Source organism: Methylobacterium komagatae (assembly GCF_042661665.1).
GTDB classification, from domain to species: Bacteria; Pseudomonadota; Alphaproteobacteria; order Rhizobiales; family Beijerinckiaceae; genus Methylobacterium; species Methylobacterium komagatae.
Map to the genome: position 1 here is coordinate 956,546 of NZ_JBHSWN010000001.1, position 18,448 is coordinate 974,993.

21 protein-coding genes are annotated in these 18,448 nt (G+C 68.0%); 8 read left to right on the forward strand and 13 right to left on the reverse strand.

From position 1 onward, the window contains the following. Positions 1–30: 30 nt before the first annotated feature. Together ACFQE0_RS04715 and ACFQE0_RS04720 are read right to left on the reverse strand one after the other, a co-directional pair. Positions 31–582, reverse strand: a complete 552-nt coding sequence (locus ACFQE0_RS04715; RefSeq protein ID WP_378967558.1) for an OsmC family protein — start codon at positions 580–582, stop codon at positions 31–33. A 266-nt stretch (positions 583–848) separates the two neighbouring features. Next, positions 849–2,447: a sigma-54-dependent Fis family transcriptional regulator gene (locus tag ACFQE0_RS04720; RefSeq protein ID WP_378967560.1), complete on the reverse strand. Its 1,599-nt coding sequence runs from the start codon at positions 2,445–2,447 to the stop codon at positions 849–851. A 135-nt stretch (positions 2,448–2,582) separates the two neighbouring features. On the opposite strand from ACFQE0_RS04720, the gene ACFQE0_RS04725 reads away from it, so the two are divergent. The 7 genes from ACFQE0_RS04725 (at position 2,583) to ACFQE0_RS04755 (ending at position 9,163) form a co-directional block, all read left to right on the forward strand. Beyond that, positions 2,583–3,275 carry a GntR family transcriptional regulator gene (locus tag ACFQE0_RS04725; protein WP_378967563.1) on the forward strand — a complete coding sequence of 231 codons (693 nt, stop codon included), beginning with the start codon at positions 2,583–2,585 and terminating at the stop codon, positions 3,273–3,275. A gap of 90 nt (positions 3,276–3,365) precedes the next feature. Beyond that, the gene (locus tag ACFQE0_RS04730) at positions 3,366–4,118 is read left to right on the forward strand and encodes an ABC transporter ATP-binding protein (RefSeq protein WP_378967565.1); all 753 of its coding nucleotides are present in this window, start codon (positions 3,366–3,368) and stop codon (positions 4,116–4,118) included. Beyond that, complete coding sequence (locus tag ACFQE0_RS04735; RefSeq protein WP_378967567.1) at positions 4,111–4,821, forward strand: ABC transporter ATP-binding protein; 711 nt, start codon at positions 4,111–4,113, stop codon at positions 4,819–4,821. The genes ACFQE0_RS04730 and ACFQE0_RS04735 overlap by 8 nt, the downstream gene beginning before the upstream one ends. A gap of 85 nt (positions 4,822–4,906) precedes the next feature. After that, positions 4,907–6,127 carry an ABC transporter substrate-binding protein gene (locus ACFQE0_RS04740; protein WP_378967569.1) on the forward strand — a complete coding sequence of 407 codons (1,221 nt, stop codon included), beginning with the start codon at positions 4,907–4,909 and terminating at the stop codon, positions 6,125–6,127. Between the two features lie 85 nt (positions 6,128–6,212). After that, positions 6,213–7,115 (forward strand): branched-chain amino acid ABC transporter permease, encoded by a 903-nt coding sequence (locus ACFQE0_RS04745; protein WP_378967571.1) that lies wholly within the window; start codon positions 6,213–6,215, stop codon positions 7,113–7,115. Positions 7,116–7,128: 13 nt separating this feature from the next. Then, a complete protein-coding gene (locus tag ACFQE0_RS04750) occupies positions 7,129–8,130 on the forward strand; it encodes a branched-chain amino acid ABC transporter permease (RefSeq protein ID WP_378967573.1) in 1,002 nt (333 codons plus the stop codon). A gap of 136 nt (positions 8,131–8,266) precedes the next feature. Continuing rightward, positions 8,267–9,163, forward strand: a complete 897-nt coding sequence (locus tag ACFQE0_RS04755; protein ID WP_378967576.1) for a dihydrodipicolinate synthase family protein — start codon at positions 8,267–8,269, stop codon at positions 9,161–9,163. 86 nt (positions 9,164–9,249) lie between these two features. Here ACFQE0_RS04755 and ACFQE0_RS04760 read toward each other — a convergent pair whose 3' ends face one another. Beyond that, the gene (locus ACFQE0_RS04760; RefSeq protein ID WP_378967578.1) at positions 9,250–9,579 is read right to left on the reverse strand and encodes a hypothetical protein; all 330 of its coding nucleotides are present in this window, start codon (positions 9,577–9,579) and stop codon (positions 9,250–9,252) included. A 331-nt stretch (positions 9,580–9,910) separates the two neighbouring features. Between ACFQE0_RS04760 and ACFQE0_RS04765 the strand changes: the two genes are divergently transcribed. Continuing rightward, positions 9,911–10,207 (forward strand): hypothetical protein, encoded by a 297-nt coding sequence (locus ACFQE0_RS04765; protein WP_378967580.1) that lies wholly within the window; start codon positions 9,911–9,913, stop codon positions 10,205–10,207. A gap of 22 nt (positions 10,208–10,229) precedes the next feature. On the opposite strand, the gene uraD is transcribed toward ACFQE0_RS04765, so the two are convergent. From uraD to ACFQE0_RS04815, 10 genes are all read right to left on the reverse strand, one after another. Further along, complete coding sequence (gene uraD / locus ACFQE0_RS04770) at positions 10,230–10,742, reverse strand: 2-oxo-4-hydroxy-4-carboxy-5-ureidoimidazoline decarboxylase (RefSeq protein ID WP_378967582.1); 513 nt, start codon at positions 10,740–10,742, stop codon at positions 10,230–10,232. Positions 10,743–10,748: 6 nt separating this feature from the next. Beyond that, the gene (gene uraH, locus ACFQE0_RS04775; protein WP_378967584.1) at positions 10,749–11,102 is read right to left on the reverse strand and encodes a hydroxyisourate hydrolase; all 354 of its coding nucleotides are present in this window, start codon (positions 11,100–11,102) and stop codon (positions 10,749–10,751) included. A gap of 38 nt (positions 11,103–11,140) precedes the next feature. Then, positions 11,141–11,668, reverse strand: coding sequence for a hydroxyisourate hydrolase (gene uraH, locus ACFQE0_RS04780; protein WP_378967587.1), 528 nt, complete (start codon positions 11,666–11,668; stop codon positions 11,141–11,143). Between the two features lie 62 nt (positions 11,669–11,730). Next, positions 11,731–13,098, reverse strand: coding sequence for an MFS transporter (locus ACFQE0_RS04785; protein WP_378967589.1), 1,368 nt, complete (start codon positions 13,096–13,098; stop codon positions 11,731–11,733). Between the two features lie 164 nt (positions 13,099–13,262). Next, on the reverse strand, positions 13,263–14,450 hold the full coding sequence (locus ACFQE0_RS04790; protein ID WP_378967591.1) for a CaiB/BaiF CoA transferase family protein: 1,188 nt from the start codon (positions 14,448–14,450) through the stop codon (positions 13,263–13,265). A 16-nt stretch (positions 14,451–14,466) separates the two neighbouring features. Further along, positions 14,467–15,273 carry an IclR family transcriptional regulator gene (locus ACFQE0_RS04795; RefSeq protein WP_378967593.1) on the reverse strand — a complete coding sequence of 269 codons (807 nt, stop codon included), beginning with the start codon at positions 15,271–15,273 and terminating at the stop codon, positions 14,467–14,469. 5 nt (positions 15,274–15,278) lie between these two features. Next, on the reverse strand, positions 15,279–16,037 hold the full coding sequence (locus ACFQE0_RS04800) for an enoyl-CoA hydratase-related protein (protein ID WP_378967595.1): 759 nt from the start codon (positions 16,035–16,037) through the stop codon (positions 15,279–15,281). Further along, positions 16,034–16,744, reverse strand: coding sequence for an ABC transporter ATP-binding protein (locus ACFQE0_RS04805; protein WP_043074381.1), 711 nt, complete (start codon positions 16,742–16,744; stop codon positions 16,034–16,036). The genes ACFQE0_RS04800 and ACFQE0_RS04805 overlap by 4 nt, the downstream gene beginning before the upstream one ends. Then, the gene (locus tag ACFQE0_RS04810; RefSeq protein ID WP_378967598.1) at positions 16,737–17,447 is read right to left on the reverse strand and encodes an ABC transporter ATP-binding protein; all 711 of its coding nucleotides are present in this window, start codon (positions 17,445–17,447) and stop codon (positions 16,737–16,739) included. The genes ACFQE0_RS04805 and ACFQE0_RS04810 overlap by 8 nt, the downstream gene beginning before the upstream one ends. Beyond that, on the reverse strand, positions 17,440–18,438 hold the full coding sequence (locus ACFQE0_RS04815; RefSeq protein ID WP_089231103.1) for a branched-chain amino acid ABC transporter permease: 999 nt from the start codon (positions 18,436–18,438) through the stop codon (positions 17,440–17,442). The genes ACFQE0_RS04810 and ACFQE0_RS04815 overlap by 8 nt, the downstream gene beginning before the upstream one ends. Between the last annotated feature and the right edge of the window lie 10 nt (positions 18,439–18,448).

The window sequence follows — 18,448 nt, forward strand, 5'->3', positions numbered from 1 at the left end:
GCGGGACGCTCTTTCGTCCCGCCACGGGTCTCAGGAGGCGAGGCCGATCTTGAAGGGGATCGGGTTGCGCATGGAGTTGGCTACCGGCGAGTAGAGGTTCGCGTGCTGCACGATGGCGTCGAGTTCCTCGCGGCTGGCATCGCCCTCGATGGTCACGGCCACCCGGATCTCCTGAAAGCCCATATCGGCGGGCATCTTCTCGGCGCCACCGGCGCCCCAGGCGGCCGGATTGCCGATATCGCCCTCGAGATGCAGTTCGAGGCGGGAGAGCCGCACCTGCTTCCACGTCGCGACGGCGGTGATGCCGACCGCAAGGCAGCCACCCAGCGCCGAGAGCACGATCTCGCCCGGCGCCGGGGCCGTGTTCTCACCGAACAGGTGCAGGGGCTCGTCCACCACGACCGGCTTGTGATCGCCGACATAGCTGAGGGTGCGGTACTGTCCCTCGACGACGGTGTGGACCTTGTTGGTGCCCCGCGAACCCGGATTATTCCGGCCCTTCTCCGCGAACTGCATCAGCCCGTCCCGGTCGATCGGGCGCAGATAGGTGGTGACGGTGGTGGGGGCGGCGCTGGCGCTCATGGCGGTGTTCTCTCCTTGCACGAGCCTCGCCGGGCTCGGCTCGGGAGGGGATTGGCAAGCCGGATGCCACACCACAAGCACGACGAACTTTTTGAAAAAACGTTCCATCGCAATGCTTTAAGAGGGAAAAGCTTTGCTATGCGGTCGCCGCTTCGGGGGTGATTGTCGACATTTTGTCGACAATGTCGGGCTTTGTCGGATCGTCCGTCGATTCTGATCCGGAGGCCAAGATGAGGGACGGGGCAGGAGAAGAAACGCAGAGTCCCTCAAGGGGCAGTCTGAAGCTTCCGCCAGCGATACGAGAATTGCCGTTCCGTCAGTCCGAGCCTCTGCGCGGCGCGGGTCTTGTTGCCCCCGGCCTGGGTCAGGGCCATGCGGAGCTCCGCATGCCCATGGGAGTCGGCAGGCATGTAGGGCCGCACGGTCGCGAGCGCGCGCAACGCCGCCGCCCGGTCCGGCGCGGAATAGGCCGTTGCGGCGAAGGTGGGCGTCATGACCTGGGCGCCTTCGAGCATCGGCTGCACGTCCTCGACATCGAGCACGCCCTCGCTCGCCAGAAGGACGAGCCGTTCGATGAAGTTGGCGAGTTGGCGGATGTTGCCCGGCCAGGGCTGCCGGGCGAGATGCGCCACGGCGTCCTGCGTCAGGTGGACATTGCGCTGGTTGCTCTGGTTCGCCTGCGTGAGGAAATGCAGGACCAGATCGGGGATGTCGCTGCGCCTGTCCGCCAGTGGCGGCAGGGTGATCGGCACGACGTTGAGCCGGTAGAACAGATCCTCCCGGAAGCGGCCATGGGCCACCTCGGCGGCGAGGTCCCGGTTCGTCGCCGCGACGAGGCGCATGTCGACACGGATCTCGCGCTTGCCGCCGAGGCGCACGACGGTGCCCTCCTGCAGGGTCCGCAGGAGCTTGGTCTGGAGGATGGCGGGCATCTCGCCGATTTCGTCGAGGAAGATCGTGCCGCCGCTCGCCTGCTCGAACCAGCCTGCCCGCGCCTCGACCGCCCCGGTGAAGGCGCCGCGTTCGTGCCCGAACAGTTCGGATTCGAACAGGCTGTCGGGAATCGCTGCGCAATTCACCTTGATGAACGGCTTGTCCCGGCGCGGCCCCGCCAAGTGCAGCGCGCGGGCGAAGAGTTCCTTGCCGGTGCCGGATTCCCCGAGCAGCAAGACGCTCGCCGTCGCATCCGCGACCTTCTCGACCTGCACGAGGGCGCGCAACAGGGCGGGCGAGGTGCCGATGATGCCGTAGCGGGCGCGCTTGATGCGCAGTTCCCGCGCCAGCATGTCGTTGTGCTCCTCGAGCGCCCGGGTCTTGCGCTCCACCCGCTCGTTGAGGGTCAGCAACTGGCTGACCATCGTCGCGATGATCCGCAGGATCGTGAGATCGTCCGAGAGCGCCCGCTCCCGGTGCCGGATCCGGTGGCAGGCGATCGCCCCGACCGTCCTGTGCTCGACCCGGATCGGCAGGGCCAGGAACGACACGGCCCCGCGCGGAAGCTGCGCCCGCGCCACGGCCCGCCCGAGGAAGGTCGGGTCCTTGTCGATGTCCTGCACGATGATGAGGTGCCCGTCCTGGATGACCCGGCCGGTGATGCCCTCCCCCGGCGCGTAGCGGCCGCGGGCCGCCTCCTCGCGGGTGAGACCGTAGGAATAGGCGATGCGATATCCCTCGCCGCCGGGATCCTTGAGGACGATACGCCCTCGGTTGAGCCCGACGATCTCGGACAGGAGATGCAGCATTTCGCGGGCGATCTGATCGAGGCCGAGGCCCTTGCCGATGAGGTTCATCACCTCTTGGATAAGGAACATCTCCTGCGTGCGCCAATGCGCGGGCAAGGCCTGCCTGAGGGCGTGTCCATCCATTCCCGGCGCGTCCCGGTTCGCTGATCGGCGTCCAGGCGGCCTGCAAGCTTCGTGCAAATGCCGGCTGCGGCCGTTCGGCCGGTTGCCAGACCGGCAGGCCATTGTATAAAATCTACGAAGCTTCCAGAGGGTGTGATGGCGCTAGAGGATTCCACGACGTCTCCGCCCGGCCGCCTGCGGCACAGGACCGTCTCAGCCGCCGTGGCGGAATCCCTGCGGCAGCGGATCCTGAACGGCGAATTGGCGCCGGGCATCCAGCTTCGGCAGGACGCCCTGGCGGAGGAATTCGGCATCAGCCGGATCCCGATCCGCGAGGCCCTGCTGCAACTGGAGGCGGGGGGCCTCGTGAAGATCGTACCCCATCGCGGGGCCGTGGTCGCGGGCCTCTCGGTGGAGGAGGTCGAGGACATCTTCCAGCTTCGCCTGCAACTCGAGCCGCCCCTGCTGGCCCTTTCCGCACCGCGCTTCACCCGAGCGGATTACAAAGGATTGCGGGCACTTACCGAGGAATATGGCGCCGCCCTGGAAGCGGGGCAGATCGAGCGCTGGGGCGAACTGAACCGGCGGTTCCACCTGGACCTGCTGCGCCACGCGGCGCGTCCGCGCTCGCTCAGCATCATCTCCGGCCTGCTTCAGGATTGCGACCGGCCGACCCGGCTTCAACTCTCGGCTTCAGGCGATGTCGCCCGCGCGGACCGGGAGCACACCCAGATCGTCGCTCTGTGCGAGGCGGACAAGGTCGGCGAGGCCGCGGAGTTGCTGCACGCTCATATCGCGCACGCGGCGACCTCTCTCATCGAAATCTACCGTCGCGCCCACGCCGATTGAGGAAACGGGGCTCGTACCGCCCCTGAACCTGCTTGACGCTTCGCAGATTTTATACAATCTACAAAAACGAGATTCGGCAGGGGGCTTGGTGTGTCGGAGAACGCACTGGAGACACAGGGGCTGACCAAGGCGTTCGGTGGTTTCACCGCCGTCCGCGGCGTCGACCTGCAAGTCCGCCGCCACACGATCCATGCGCTCATCGGCCCGAACGGCGCGGGTAAGACGACGTTCTTCAACCTGCTGACGAAGGTCCACACGCCGACCTCCGGCCGGATCGTCTACGAGGGCGCCGACATCACGGCCGAATCCTCGGCGGCGATCGCCCGGCGCGGCATCGTCCGCTCGTTCCAGATCTCGGCGACCTTCCCGAACATGAGCGTGCGCGACAATGTCCGCGTGGCGCTCCAGCGGCGGCTCGGCACGCAGTACCAGTTCTGGCGCTCGGTGCGCTCGCTCTCGGCCCTCGACGCGGAGGCGATGGCGCTGCTCTCCGATGTCGGCCTCGCCGACTATGCCGAGGCGAATGCAGCGGACCTGTCCTACGGCCGCAAGCGCACCCTGGAGATCGCGACGACGCTCGCGCTCAACCCGCCGATGCTGCTCCTCGACGAGCCGACTCAGGGCATGGCGATCGACGACGTGGACCGGATCAAGCGGCTGATCCGCCGGATTGCCAAGGGGCGGACGATCCTGATGGTCGAGCACAACATGTCGGTGGTGGCCGATCTCTGCGACGCGATCACGGTGCTTCAGCGGGGCGAGATCCTGGCTCAGGGCACCTACGCGCAGGTCTCGGCCGATCCTGCGGTGAAGGCCGCCTATCTCGGAGGCGGTCATGCCTGAGGCGGCCACCGTTCTGGACATCCGCGGCCTGGAAGCCTGGTACGGCGAGAGCCACGTGCTCCACGGGATCGATCTCACCGTCCGCGAGGGCGAGTGCGTCACCCTGCTGGGGCGGAACGGCGCCGGGCGCAGCACGACACTGAAGGCGATCCTCGGCCTCACCGACCGGCGCGCCGGGTCGGTGAAGGTCCAGGGCCAGGAGACGATCCGGCTCAGCACGCACAAGGTCGCCCGGCTCGGCCTCGGCTACTGCCCGGAGGAGCGCGGCATCTACCGCACCCTCACCACGCAGGAGAACCTGACCCTGCTGCCCCGGCTGGGGCCGGGCGGGATGAGCGTGGACGAAGTGCTGTCGATGTTCCCGAACCTCGCCGAGCGGGCCGACAGCTACGGCGGGCGCCTCTCCGGCGGCGAGCAGCAGATGCTGGCGCTCGGCCGCATCCTGACGACGGGGGCCCGCATCCTGCTCCTCGACGAGATCACGGAGGGGCTCGCCCCGGTGATCGTCGAGGCCCTGGGCCGGGCGGTGGCGCTCCTCAAGAGCCGGGGCTTCACCATCGTGCTCGTCGAACAGAACTTCCACTTCGCCCGGCATCTCGCCGACCGCCACTACGTGATCGAGCACGGCCATGTCGCCGCCGAGATCGCGGCGGCCGAGGTCGATGCCCGCGAGGCGGAGGTCGGGCGCCTGCTGGGCGTCTGACGCAACCAACCGCCGCGCTCCCCTGCGGGGGGCCGGCACATGATCCACGCGGGGCCCGCGCAGCGGGGCGAAGGGGAGAAGGACCATGCGGTCGCGGTTCATCGGTTCACTGCTCGGCGCGTCGCTCGCGTCCCTGACCCTCCCGGCGCTCGCCGCCGACAAGGTCAGCGACGGCGTCGTCAAGATCGGCATCCTCAACGACCTGTCGGGCATCTATTCGGACTTCACCGGGCGCGGCTCGGCGGTGGCGGCGCAGATCGCCATCGACGAGATGGGCGGCAAGGTGCTCGGTGCGCCGGTCGAACTCGTCGCCGCCGACCACCAGAACAAGCCGGATATCGCGGCCAACCTCGCCCGGGAATGGTTCGACCAGGGCAAGGTCGACATGATCGCCGACTTCCCGACCTCCTCGACGGCGCTCGCCGTGATGGAGATCGCCAAGCAGAAGAACCGGGTGACGATGCTCTCGGCGGGCGTCGCCATGGCGGCGATCAACGAGAAATGCTCGCCCCTCAACGCGCAGTGGATGGTCAATACCTACGCGCTCGCCGCGGGCACCGCGAAGGCGCTGCTGAAGACCGGGCGTAAGAGCTGGTACTTCGTCACCGCCGACTACACCTTCGGCCATTCGCTGGAGAAGGACGCCTCGGCGGTCGTCGAGGCCGAGGGCGGCAAGGTACTCGGCGTCTCCCGCCACCCCTTCCCCGGCGGCGACTTCTCGTCCTTCATGCTCAAGGCCCAGGCGAGCGGCGCCCAAGTGATCGCGCTTGCCAACGCAGGCAGCGACACGATCAACGCCGTCAAGCAGGCCGCCGAATACGGAATCGGCCGCAGCGACAAGCAGGTCATCGCCCCGCTCCTCACCTACATCACCGACGTGAAGAGCCTCGGCCTCGCCAAGGCCCAGGACATGTACCTGACGGAAGCCTTCTACTGGGATTACGATGACCGCTCCCGCGCCTTCGCGGAGAAGTACTTCGCCAAGATGAAGCGGATGCCGAGCGCCTCGCAGGCGGCGGTCTACTCGGCGGCGCTGAACTACCTCAAGGCGATCGAAGCGGCGGGTACCGACGAGGCGGGCGCCGTGATGGCCAAGCTGCGCACCATGACGATCGACGATGCGGTGATCCGCAACGGCCACCTGCGCGCCGACGGCGCCCTGGTGCACGACATGCTGCTCCTGCAGGTGAAGAAGCCCGCCGAGTCCAAGCGTGACTGGGACTTCTACAACGTCCGCGCCGTGCTGAAGGGCGAGGACGTGTTCCCCAAGCCGTCCGACGCCTGCCCGCTCAACGCGAAGGGCTGAGCCCTCTCGTCCCTCCCCCTCGGCGGGGGAGGGACGGCGCATCAGCCGCGCAGCCCGACCCACTCTCTAGGCCGGTGGCCCCACCATGGACATCACCCTTCAGGCCTTCATGGCCCAGCTCACCATCGGCCTCATCGGCGGCTGCTTCTACGCCATGCTGAGCATGGGCCTCGCCATCATCTTCGGCCTGCTGAACATTATCAACTTCACCCACGGGGCGCAGTTCATGATGGCGGCGTTCCTGGCCTGGATCGGGATGACGCAGATCGGCCCCTGGCTCGGCTACCCGGATTTCCAGGTGAATTTCTGGTTCGCGCTGGTGCTGGCGCCGATCCTCGTCGCGATCTTCGGGATGGCGATCGAGCGGACGCTGCTGCGGCGGCTCTACCACCTCGACCACCTCTACGGCCTGCTCCTCACCTTTGGCGTCGCCCTCGTGATGGAAGGCGGCTTCCGCTACGCCTTCGGCGTGTCCGGCCAGGGCTACGAGCCGCCGGAGATCCTGCAGGGGCCCGTCGATGTCGGCTTCATGCTGCTCCCGAAATACCGCGTCTTCGTGGTCGTCGCCTCGCTGCTGATCTGCTTCGGCACGTGGTACCTGTTCGAGCGCACCAAGCTCGGCGCCTATCTCCGCGCGGGGACCGAGAATCCCCGTCTGCTCCAATCCTTCGGCATCAACGTGCCGGTGATGATCACCCTCACCTACGGGTTCGGCGTGGCGCTCGCCGGGATCGCCGGGGTGCTCGCCGCGCCGATCATGCAGGTGACACCGCTGATGGGCGGCAACCTCCTCAACATCGTCTTCGCCGTGGTGGTGATCGGCGGCCTCGGCTCGATCCTCGGCTCGATGATGACCGGGCTCGCCCTCGGCCTGATCGAGGGCCTGACCAAGGTGATCTACCCGGAGGCCTCGACGGTGGTGGTCTTCGTCATCATGGCGCTCGCCCTGCTGGTGCGCCCCGCCGGCCTGTTCGGCCGCGAAGTCTGAGGGGGACAGCGCGATGTCGACGACCTTCAAGATCTTTCTGGTGCTGCTGGCAGCGGCGCTCGTGGTCCCCTTCGTGCCGGGGCTCATCTATCCGGTCTTCGTAATGAAGGTGATGTGCTACGGGCTGTTCGCCTGCGCCTTCAATCTGCTGCTCGGCTTCACCGGCCTCGTCTCTTTCGCCCATGCCGCCTTCCTCGGCAGTGCGGGCTATGTGACCGGCGCGCTGATGATCCGCTTCGGCGCCCACCCGCTCGGGATGCCCGTGGCCTTCGTGGCCGGGGTCGCGGCGGCGGCGCTGGTCGGCCTCGCCATCGGCGGCCTCGCGATCCGGCGGAAGGGCATCTACTTCGCGATGATCACCCTCGCCCTGTCGCAGATCGTCTACTTCCTCGCGGTGCAGTTCCGCTGGACCGGCGGTGAGGACGGGCTCCAGGGCATCCCGCGCGGCAGCCTGTTCGGGCTCGACCTGACCTCCGACACGACGATGTACTACGTGACGCTGGCGCTGTTCGCGGCGGGCTTCCTGTTCATCGACCGGGTGGTGCATTCGCCCTTCGGCCAGTTGCTTCAGGCGGTGCGCGACAACGAGCCGAGGGCGATCTCGCTCGGCTACGATTCCGGGCGCTTCAAGCTCCTGGCCTTCGTGCTCTCGGCAGCGGTGGCGGGCTATGCGGGCTCCATGAAGGCCCTGGTGTTCCAGTTGGTCTCCCTCAACGACGTCTCGCTCCACACCTCGACCGAGGTGGTGCTGATGACGCTGCTCGGCGGCGTCGGCACGATCTTCGGCCCCCTCGTCGGGGCGGCCCTGGTCGTCGGCCTTCAGAACTACCTCGCCACGATCGGTGATCTCGTCACCGTTGTGATCGGGCTGATCTTCATCGTCTGCGTCTCCTTCTTCCGGCGGGGCGTGGTGGGCGAGTTCCTCCACCTGCGCCGCCGCCGGTCCGAGCGGGAGCGCCGCCGCCCGGCCGCCCGCCCGGAGCCGGAGGGAGCCCCGGCCGCCGAGGCGGCCTGACGCCATCACGAATTCCCGCGCCCGATCACCGGGCCCGGGGAAGTTCGCCGCCACGCCGCCGACCGGCCGCGTGCGCGAAGCGGAGTCGCGCGTCCCCAACGGACGCAAGGTTCAAGCACCGGAAGGACGATTAGCCATGTGGACCGGAGTCATCCCCGCCGTCACGACCAAGTTCAAGGAAGACGGCAGCCTCGACCATGCCGAGATGGAGCGCTGCTTCGGCCTGCAGATGGATGCGGGCTGTGACGGCATCATCGTGTGCGGCTCGCTGGGCGAGGGGCCGATGCTCTCGCAGGACGAGCGCATCGAGGTGCTGAAGCGCGCGCAGTCGGTCACGAAGGGCAAGCCGACCCTCATGACCGTCTCCGAGGCCGGCACCCGCGAAGCCTGCGCACTGGCCGCCAAGGCGGCGCAGGCCGGCGCTACCGGCCTGATGGTCGTGCCGAGCCCGATCTACCACACCAACCCGGCCGAGACGGTCGAGACGCTGCGCGCCGTCGCCGCCGCCGGCGATCTGCCGGTGATGATCTACTCGAACCGCATCGCCTACCGCGTCGACGTGACACCCGAGATCATGGAGGAGCTCGCCCCCGACAGCCGCTTCGTGGCGATCAAGGAATCCTCCGACGATATCCGCCGCACCACCGAGATCATCAACCGTCTGGGCGACCGCTACGCGGTGCTGACCGGCGTCGACAACCTCGCCTTCGAGGCGCTGACGGTCGGCGCCTGCGGCTGGGTCGCGGGCCTGGTCGTCGCCTTCCCTGAAGAGACGGTGGCGATCTACCGGCTGGTAAAGGCAGGTCGCTACGAGGAGGCGCTGAAGATCTACCGCTGGTTCCGCCCGCTCCTCGACCTCGATGTCTCGACCTACCTCGTCCAGAACATCAAACTCGCCGAGGCCCTCGCCATCGGTTCGACCGAGCATGTGCGCGCCCCGCGCAAGCCGCTCTCCGGTGCCCGCCGGGCGGAGGTCGAGGCCATCGTGCGCAAGGCGATCGAAGCCCGCGCGGCCCTTCCGCTTGCGGCCTGAATACCGGAATTCGGCTCGCCTGCGGTCATGCGGGCGAGCCGCCTCCGGATGAGTGACCAAATTTGATGCATGCGTCGGACAAGCTATCAATAGTCATTTACAGGGAGGGACTTATTGTCGTTGGCAAGCATGCTGTGCGCCGCAACATGCGGATACATGGTTTCCTGGGAACTATCGCACGCTATGTAAAGTGCGTAGGCTCCGCCCTCCGGAAGCGGGCGAAGGCCGGGGACGCGGGTGTGATTTTCATTGTCGTTGCTGTGATTGGACTGGTTGCTGCGCGCTGGCTCGGCTGGTTCAGCCTCGTCATCGTTTCGACCGTGCTCGCGGTCGCGGTCGGGATCGAAGGTGCTGTCGAGTGCCGATCTTTCCTCAAGGTTCTCAAGCGCGGCTTCGAGATCAACGCGACGTTTCAAGGCGCTTTCCTTGCCCAGTCCCTCCTGCTGCTCTGGCCCCTCGATTTTCTGGGGCGATCCGACAGGTAGAGACTCGCCTATGCCGCGTCGTTGCGAGACCCTTTGCAACTTAAGCGATCATTAACGCTGACGATCGCCCGGGGGATGGTTTTACCGCAATGCCAAACAGTCGGTTCATCGATTCCCCCTGAATCTTGGCTGTAAAACGCTCAATCCCTAAAGCTGTTGCTACGCATAGAGCTTGGCGTTAACCAATCGTTAACGAATGTTTCATAGCGTTGCTTCGTGGATGATCGGGACGGCCTGATCCCATGTATCGGGCGGGGCTCCGATGATCGTCTTGGTGGCAACGGCACTCGGTAGCGGCATCGTCACGGCTATCGCACTCGCCCCGATCAGCAAGCTCGCCGCCTTGATCGTCACGCCGCTGGTGGCCAGCCTCGCCACCGTGCTGGCAGGCGCCGCGCTTGCCTATCGCCGCACCGCGCACGACGACGCGCTCCTGGCACTGGATGCCCAGACTGACGCGATGGTGGCGGCCCTGAAGAGCGTCTCGGCCCAAGCCCCTTCCCAAGCCCCCTCCCAAGCCTCCTCTCCTGCCCCCGCACGCAGGACCGAGGCGGCCTGAAGCCGCCTGGCCGGATACGGCACTAGGAATCCTGGACGAGCCGGTCCAGGCGCATCCGCGTGATGGCGGTGATCTCGTCGAGGGCCGTCGCTTCTTCCGCGTCGTGCTCGTTCTGGACTCGTTGCTCGAACAGCACGAGGATCTCCCGCAGATCGCGACCGCGCACGGCGACGATGAAGGGAAACCCGAAGCGGTCGCGATAGGTGGCGTTCAACCGGTCGAAGGACTCCGCGTCCGCCTCAGACAGGCGGTCGAGACCCGCGCTGCCCTGCTCCTGCGATGAATCTGCCGTCATCGCCTTGGCCCTGGCCTCGGGGCCTGCCAATTCCGGGTGCCCGTTGAGGAAGGCGAGGCGTGTCTCGACCGGCGCTTCGCGGACGGCGGCCATCATGGCGGCGTGCAGGTCGTGCACGGTTGCGAAGGGCTTCTTGGCATAGGCCGCCTCCGCCACCCAGGCGGCGTGCTCGAACACGCCTCCGAGAAGGGTCACGAAGGCGTCCCGGTCGAGACCGTTGATCTGGTGGAGATCGGGCATTCCGCGTCAGCTTCCGCGATAGGTGGTGAAGCTCGACGGGGCGCAGAGCATCGGCACATGGTAATGCTGCTTGGCGTCGAAGACCGAGAAGCGGACCACCGGGTTGTCGATGAAGATGTCGGTCTCGTTGGTGCCGGGGCGTGCCTTGAAATACGGCTCGACGTGAAATTCCAGCTGGTACTGGCCCGTGGCCGCCTTGTCGGCGGGCAGGATCGGCCCGTCGGTGCGCCCATCGGCATTGGTGACGACACTCTTCACGAGGCGCCACTGATCATTCTCCCACACCGAGAAATCGATGCGGACTCCCGCGGCGGGGCGCCCGCGGTCGGTGTCGAGGACGTGCGTCGTGATGCCGGCCATGTCGGATCTCCTGATTGCGTGGTGCGAAGACCGGCGCGTCAGCTGCCGCGATAGTAGGAATAGCCCCAGGGCGTGAACAGCACCGGCAGATGGTAGCGCTGGCCGGCATCGCGGATCTGGAAGCGGATCGGCACGAGGCTGAGGAAGTTCGGCTTCGGCAGGGCGACGCCGAGTTTTGCGAAGTAGTCCTCGAAATGCATCACCAGCTCGTAGCGGCCAGGCTTGAAGGCCTCGTCCACGAGGAGCGGCTCGGCGGTTCGCCCGGTGGGGGCCGTGGTGACGGTCTTGATCGGCTTGTAGCCCTGCCCGTCATGCATCGCGAGGTCACAGACCATGCCCGCGCCGGGCGTGCCGTGGAAGTTGTCGATGGCGTGGAGCGTCAGACGCGGCGAAAGGCCAGCCTGGGAGACCGGCGCCGTGGTCAGGGTTCCGGGCTTCATCGGCGCCTCCGCCGGATTGGGCGTGCCCTGCGCCCACGCGCTTCCGGCGGAACCGGCCGCAACGGCGCCGAGGCCGGTCCCGACGAGGCAGCGCCGCGTCAGGGCAAATCGATCGGAGGGGTCCAAAGCGCGTGTCTCCTCAAGGCGGGGGGATCGGTGAGAATGCCGGTGCAAATCGGATGCCCGGATCAGGCCGGCTCATGCGCCGCGCGAGCCCGCGCGCGATGCTCCATGGCGGCGTTGGCCCGCGGGACGAAGGCGAGGATCAGCACGAGCGCCAGAGCCTCGACCCCCGCCACGAGCCACAGGCCGGTGGCGGGCGATCCGGTGTGCTCACGCAGGTAGCCCATCACCGTCGGGGCGCCGAACCCCGCGAGGTTGGCCACCGAGTTGATGAGCGCGATGCCCGCCGCCGCCGCCGAACCCGCGAGGAAGCGACCGGGGATCTGCCAGAAGACCGGGATCGCGCTCATGGTCCCCACGATCGCCACCGCGAGGGTAAGCATGGCGAAGAGCGGTGCGCTCGCAATGAGGAAGCCGGTGAGCGCGATGGCGAGCGCTCCGACGAAGGCCGACACGCCGCAATGCAGCCGGGCCTCGCCCGTGCGATCCGAGTGGCGCCCGTTGAGGATCATGCCCGCGCCGCCGCACAGGTAGGCCGCCGACATGATCCAGCCGACCGTGAGCGGATCGGTGAAGCCCGCATCGCGCACCACGCTCGGGCCGTAGAAGGTCAGGGCCGAATTCGCCGTGATGATGCAGAAGAAGATCGCGATGCATTGCCAGACGCGGGCATCCTTCAGCGAGGCGAGGATGCGATGCTCGCGATGGCCGAGGGCAGCCGCGTCGCGGGCGAGGTCGGCCGCCACCAGCGCCTTCTGCTCCGCCGTCAGCCAGCCCGCCTTGGACGGGCGATCGGTGAGGTAGACGAGCGTGACGAGGCCCGCGAGGATCGAGGGGATGCCCTCCAGCAGGAACACCCACTGCCAGCCGGACCAGCCGTTCACCCCGTGCATCCCGGACATGATCGCCCCGGCCAGCGGACCGCCAATGACGCCTGCCAGCGCCGAGGCCGACATGAACAGGCCGAACACCTTGGCGCGCCGCTCGCTCGGGTACCAATAGGTCAGGAACAGGATGACGCCGGGATAGAAGCCGGCCTCGAATACGCCGAGCAGGAAGCGCAGCACGTAGAAGACCAGCGGCGTGGTGACGAACATCATCGCCACGCAGCAGATGCCCCAGAGGAACGTGATCCGCGCGATGGTCTTGCGGGCGCCGATATATTCCAGGAGCAGGTTGCTCGGCACTTCGCACAGGAAATAGCCGATGAAGAAGATGCCCGCGCCGATTCCATAGACGGTCTCGCTGAAGCGCAGCTCGGAGAGCATCTGAAGTTTGGCGAAACCGATATTCACCCTGTCGATCCACGACAGGACCCAGAGGAACATCAGGAACGGCAACAACCGCCACGTGATGCGCCGGTACGTCTCATCGAGGGCCGTCGAGCCTATCGTGCCCGATGACTGTGCAGCGCTTTGACCCTCGCTCGTCATGACTGGCCTTGAGGCTCGCGACCGGCTTATCCGTGGCCGACATCGGCACGAACGGGACGGATGCATTGAATCACCCGTGTCCCGATGCAGATCGTATGCCTATCCCGAGCGCTCTGGCTATCGACCGTCACGCTGTCCCCAGCGGAGGGACGGCGGGAATGTCATCAGGGGCTCTGGGCCGGATCGGCCGAGAGCGAGGCCAGGATGTCGGCGCGACCGCCATCGAGGACCGGCGGCTTCGCGCGGACGGGCAGGCGGGCGCCATCGAAGCGATAGGGCGGGGCGAGGACGTGGATGCCCGGCCCCTCCTGCCCGGCCTCGTCCGGGGGTACGACCAATCCCGCCGACCGGGACCGCTCCGAGGTCAGGGCCTCGTGGAGGCCCAGCACCTCGCCACAGGGAATCCCGGCGGCGGCGAGACGGACGAGCAGGTCTGCCCGGGTCCACTTGGCCAGTTCCGCTTCCAGCACCGGCACGAAGGCGGCACGGTTGCGGGACCGGTCGAGATTGGTGGTGAAGCGTGGGTCGGTGCAGAGGTCCGGGCGCTCCAGCACCTGCTCGCAGAGGCGCCGGTACTGGCCGTTATTGCCCACCGTGAGGACGATCGGCCCGTCCCCGGCCTGGAACACGCCGTAGGGGACGATGGAGGGATGGGCGTTGCCGTAGCGGACGGGATCGCATCCCTGCGCCATCGCCTCCAGCCCGTAATAGGAGGTCAGCGCCACGCCGCAATCGTACAGGGCGAGTTCCACGAGGCGCCCGCGCCCGGTGCGCTCGCGCTGGAACAGGGCGGCAAGCACGGCCTGCGCCGCGAACTGCCCGGTGAACAGATCGACGGCGGCGAGGCCGAACTTGAGCGGCGGCCGCCCCGCCTCGCCGTTCAGGGCCATCAGACCCGCCTCGCCCTGAATCACGAGATCGTAGCCCGGCCGGGTCGCCTCGGGCCCGTCCGAGGCATAGCCGGAGACCGAGCAATAGATCAGGCGGGGATTCTCGGCCGAGAGCGTCGCGTAGCCGAGGCCGAGCTTGTCGGCGCCGCCCGTCTTGAAGTTCTGCACCACCACGTCGCTCTGACGGGCAAGCTCCCGTACCCGCGCCAACCCCTCCGGATCGGTGAGGTCGATCCCGATGGACCGCTTGTTGCGGTTGACGCTGTCGAAATACGAGGTGTTGCTCGGCCCGGTCCTGAGACCCCAGTCGCGGGTGTCGTCGCCGCGCTCGGGATGCTCGACCTTGATCACGTCGGCGCCGAGATCGCCCAGGACCTGTGCGCACCAGGGGCCTGCGAGCACGCGCGAGAGGTCCAGCACGCGGATGCCGGCGAGCGGCAGGTCGTCGGGATCGAACAGCATCGGGATCCTCGTTATCTCAGGTGCCCATCACGCCCTCGAGGCCGCGCACGGCCTCGATGAGCTTGGGTCGGGCCACATCCATCAGGAAGCGAGCGTCGGTGATGACGGTGGGGGCGCCGCAATTGATCGACATCGGCGGAAGTCCACCGCCCGGATGGAAGCCGACCGCGATGGCCGACACCGTGGTCTGCCACTCGCCGAAGGAGGTGCAGCAGCCGATCTCCCGGTGCTCCTCCACCGCCCGGTCCAGCCCGGTGCGCAGGGCGGGCCATGCGAGCGGATCGTAGGCCTTCAGTTCCTCGTAGAGCGCGGTGCGCTCCCGGTCGGAGCAGACGGCGATGTAGGCCCGGCCCATGGCCGAGCGGGCCAGCGAAATCCGCGAGCCGATATCGAGGTTGAGCGAAATCGCGGCCGGGCCGCGCTGGCAATCGACGTAGCGCATGCTCAGCCGGTCACGCACGCCGAGGCCGACCGAGGCGTTCGCGGCCTGGGCCACGGCTCGTAGCGCCGGCCGCGCGATGTGGCGGACATCGAGCCCGCCGAGCGCCATGGAGCCCAGCGCGATGGTCTGGGCGCCCAGCGCGTATTTCCCGGATTCCTCGACGAATTGCAGGTAGCCGAGCTTGGTCAGCGTATAGGTCAGCCGCGACACGGTGGAGCGCGGCAGACCGCAGGCCTCGGCGATGTCGTGGTTGGCGAGCATCCGCCGTCCGCGGCCGAAACAGGCGAGCACGGCCAAACCCCGGGCGAGCGCCGTGACGAAGTGCCGGTCCTCCTTCGGGCCGCCTTCCTCGGGCTCGGCCTCGGTCGTCAGCTCGGCCATGTCGCTCATCGTCCCGCATTCCGTGCGAAGAAGGCCGCGAAGGCGGCCTGGGCCTCGGGGCCACGGCGGAGCGCGTGGAAGGTCTCGGCCTCGCTCGCGAGCGTCCGCGCGACGATCTCCGCATGGCCCGCCCGCAACGCCCGCTTGGTGGCGGCGATCGAGACCGGAGGCAGTGCCGCCAGCGCCGTGGCCCGCGCCAGGGCCGTGTCGAGGGCTTGGCCCGTCGCCACCACCGCGTTGACGAGGCCCGCCTCCGCCGCGATCCCGGGTCCGAACACCTCACCCAGCATCAGGAGTTCGGCGGCGCGCTTCGTGCCCGCGACCAGGGGCAAGAGATAGCTCGAGGCTCCCTCCGGGCTGAGCCCGAGATTGACGAAGGGCAGGCGGAAGCGTGCGCCCTCCCCGGCATAGGCGAGGTCGCAATGCAGGAGCAGCGTCGTGCCAATGCCGACCGCGTGCCCCTCCACCGCCGCCACCAGCGGCTTCGGGCAGGCGGCGAGCACCTTCAGGAGGGCGAGGCCGGGGCTGTCCTGCCCGGTCTCGTCGGTCTCGCGGAAATCCGCGAGGTCGTTGCCGGCGGTGAAGCAACCGCCAGCGCCCGTGAGGACGATGGCACGCACGGTCCCCTCGTCCCCGGCCCGGAGGATCGCCTCGCGCAAGGCTCCGTAGGTCGCCCGGTCGAGGGCGTTGCGGCGCGTCGGCCGGTCGATGGTGAGGAGACGGACGCCCTCGGCGGGGTCGGAGATCCGCAGGGTCCCGGTCATGCGCTCTGCGCCTCCCGCGCGAAGTAGAGATCGTGCAGGCGGTCGAGATCGACCTCGCCCGCAGGGGCGCTGAGGCGCACCTGCCCGCCGCGCAGGAGATGCACATCGTCGGCCACGGAGAGGGCGACGCGGGTGTTCTGCTCGACCAGCAGGATCGTCGTCCCGGCTTCCTTCAGGCGGGCGATGATGTCGAACACCTCGTTGACAATGACCGGGGCGAGGCCGAGGCTCGGCTCGTCGATCAGCAGGATCTTGGGCTGGGACATCAGCCCCCGACCCATCGCGACCATCTGCGCCTCGCCGCCCGAGAGCGAGCCCGCCGCCTGGTTGCGCCGCTCGCGCAAACGGGGAAACAGCGCGTAGACCCGGTCGAGCCCGGCGGACAGGTTGCCCCGGCACCGCTTCGGGTAGGCCCCGAGGCAGAGGTTCTCCTCCACGCTCATGTCGCGGAAGACGAGGCGCCCTTCCGGCACCATCACGAGGCCCTGGGACGCGAGATCCCAGGTCTTGCCCGCGAGCCGCTCGCCGCCGAGCCGGATTTCGCCCTCGTAGGGGATCAGCCCGGTCAGGGCACGCAGCAGCGTGGTCTTACCTGCCCCGTTCGGGCCGACGATGGCGGTGAGCGCCCCTTCCCGGAAGGTCAGGGAGAGGTCCCACAGGACGGTGATATGGCCATAGCCGGCCTTGAGGTTCCGGGTCTCAAGCATGGGCGGTCCCCGTGTAGCTCTCGACGACGCGGGGATCGCGGAACACCTGCGCCGGAGTACCGTCGGCGATGATCTCACCGAAGTTCAGCACCACCGCCCGCGAGCAGAGGCCCGAGATCGTCTCGATGTCGTGCTCGACGATGACGATGGTCAGCCCGAAGCGCTGATGCAGTTCCTTCAGCTTGGCGGCGAACTGGCGCTTGGCCTGGCTCTCAAGCCCCGCCAGGACCTCATCGAGCAGGAGGAGGCGCGGCTCGGTGGCGAGCGCCTTGGCAATCTCCAGGCGCTTCAGTTCCTGCAGGGCCAGCGCGCTCTCGGCCGGGCGGTCGCCCTGCGCTTGCAACTCCATGACGGAGAGGATCTCCTCGATCCGCTCTGGATTGTGTTTGCCCGCGCCGAAGACCTGCGCGACGGCGAGGTTCTCCCGCACGGTGAGGTGCTGCATCGGCTGCGGGATCTGGAAGGTACGGCCGATCCCGAGCCGGGCCCGGCGGTAAAGCGGCAGCTTCGTGACGTCGCGGCCTTCGAAGCGGATGCGCCCGCGCACCCGGGTCAGCCCGGAGATGCCGTTGAACAGGGTGGTCTTGCCCGCCCCGTTGGGGCCGACCAGCCCCAGGATCTCCCCCGGCGTCACCGAGAAGGTGACGTCGCGGAGCGCCACCAGCCCGCCGAAGCGGACGGTGACGGCGTCGAGCTCAAGCATGGCGGGCCCTCTTCCTGACGAGACCGAGCAGCCCGTTCGGCGCGGCCAGCACCATGCCGACGAGGACGAAGCCGAGGATGATCTGGTGGCCGACCGCGATCAGCCCCTTCGCGACGATCTGGTCGAACAGGTAGATGATCACCGCGCCGCCGATCGGCCCGGCGATGGTGCGGTAGCCGCCGAAGATCGCAGCGATGATCGGCATCAGGCTCCAGATGCCGGAGAAGGCGTAATCCGGCTCGAGGAAGCCGATGATGTGGGCGTTCAGCGCGCCGAACACGCCGGTGATGAAGGCCGAGAGCATCAGCATCAGGCACTTCAGGAAGGTGCTGTTGACGCCTACCACCCGCGTCGCGTCCTCGCTGTCGGCGATGGCGCGGAGCGCCAGCCCGACATGGCTGCGCCGCACCGCGTGGTAGGCCAGCGCGCAGAGCGCCACGCAGGCCACGAGCAGAAGGTAGCTGCCGGTGCGGCTCGCGAGATCGAACCCGAATACGGTGGGCAGGCCGGGATAACGCTGGTAGCCCGCGCCGCCGCCGGTCAGCCAGGACGCTTCCGTCGCGAGGATGCGGAAGATCTGCGCGTAGGCGAGGATGGCAAGCGCGAAATAGGCGCCCGACAGGCGCAACGCCGGCAGCATGGCGAGCGATGACACGACGGCCACGACCCCGCCGAGGGGCACGGTGAGCAGCACCGGCAGGCCGAGCTTGCCCGCGAGCAGGGCCGAGGCGTACGCGCCGACCCCGAAGAAGGCGGCGTGGCCGAAGGAGACCATGCCGCCGAGATTGCCGAGCAGCGCCCAGGCGAGGGCGACGCCCGACAGAATCAGCGCCGAGATCAGCAGGCCGAGCATGTAGTTGCTGGCGCCGAGCAGCACCGGCAAAGCCGCCAGGACGAGGAGTCCGAGGCCGATCAGGGCGCCGACGGGCACGCGTGCTTTCGCGGGAGCCGCCTTCAACGGTACGGCGGGGGCGGAATCGAGGGAGGCCATGGGGTTCTCC

Excerpts from the sequence above, each read along its gene's own strand:
- ACFQE0_RS04715 (WP_378967558.1), bottom strand. The coding sequence starts at position 582 with ATGAGCGCCAGCGCCGCCCCCACCACCGTCACCACCTATCTGCGCCCG.
- ACFQE0_RS04720 (WP_378967560.1), bottom strand. The coding sequence starts at position 2,447 with ATGGATGGACACGCCCTCAGGCAGGCCTTGCCCGCGCATTGGCGCACG.
- ACFQE0_RS04725 (WP_378967563.1), top strand. The coding sequence starts at position 2,583 with ATGGCGCTAGAGGATTCCACGACGTCTCCGCCCGGCCGCCTGCGGCAC.
- ACFQE0_RS04735 (WP_378967567.1), top strand. The coding sequence starts at position 4,111 with ATGCCTGAGGCGGCCACCGTTCTGGACATCCGCGGCCTGGAAGCCTGG.
- ACFQE0_RS04740 (WP_378967569.1), top strand. The coding sequence starts at position 4,907 with ATGCGGTCGCGGTTCATCGGTTCACTGCTCGGCGCGTCGCTCGCGTCC.
- ACFQE0_RS04745 (WP_378967571.1), top strand. The coding sequence starts at position 6,213 with ATGGACATCACCCTTCAGGCCTTCATGGCCCAGCTCACCATCGGCCTC.
- ACFQE0_RS04750 (WP_378967573.1), top strand. The coding sequence starts at position 7,129 with ATGTCGACGACCTTCAAGATCTTTCTGGTGCTGCTGGCAGCGGCGCTC.
- ACFQE0_RS04755 (WP_378967576.1), top strand. The coding sequence starts at position 8,267 with ATGTGGACCGGAGTCATCCCCGCCGTCACGACCAAGTTCAAGGAAGAC.
- ACFQE0_RS04765 (WP_378967580.1), top strand. The coding sequence starts at position 9,911 with ATGATCGTCTTGGTGGCAACGGCACTCGGTAGCGGCATCGTCACGGCT.
- uraD (WP_378967582.1), bottom strand. The coding sequence starts at position 10,742 with ATGCCCGATCTCCACCAGATCAACGGTCTCGACCGGGACGCCTTCGTG.
- uraH (WP_378967584.1), bottom strand. The coding sequence starts at position 11,102 with ATGGCCGGCATCACGACGCACGTCCTCGACACCGACCGCGGGCGCCCC.
- ACFQE0_RS04785 (WP_378967589.1), bottom strand. The coding sequence starts at position 13,098 with ATGACGAGCGAGGGTCAAAGCGCTGCACAGTCATCGGGCACGATAGGC.
- ACFQE0_RS04790 (WP_378967591.1), bottom strand. The coding sequence starts at position 14,450 with ATGCTGTTCGATCCCGACGACCTGCCGCTCGCCGGCATCCGCGTGCTG.
- ACFQE0_RS04795 (WP_378967593.1), bottom strand. The coding sequence starts at position 15,273 with ATGGCCGAGCTGACGACCGAGGCCGAGCCCGAGGAAGGCGGCCCGAAG.
- ACFQE0_RS04800 (WP_378967595.1), bottom strand. The coding sequence starts at position 16,037 with ATGACCGGGACCCTGCGGATCTCCGACCCCGCCGAGGGCGTCCGTCTC.
- ACFQE0_RS04805 (WP_043074381.1), bottom strand. The coding sequence starts at position 16,744 with ATGCTTGAGACCCGGAACCTCAAGGCCGGCTATGGCCATATCACCGTC.
- ACFQE0_RS04810 (WP_378967598.1), bottom strand. The coding sequence starts at position 17,447 with ATGCTTGAGCTCGACGCCGTCACCGTCCGCTTCGGCGGGCTGGTGGCG.
- ACFQE0_RS04815 (WP_089231103.1), bottom strand. The coding sequence starts at position 18,438 with ATGGCCTCCCTCGATTCCGCCCCCGCCGTACCGTTGAAGGCGGCTCCC.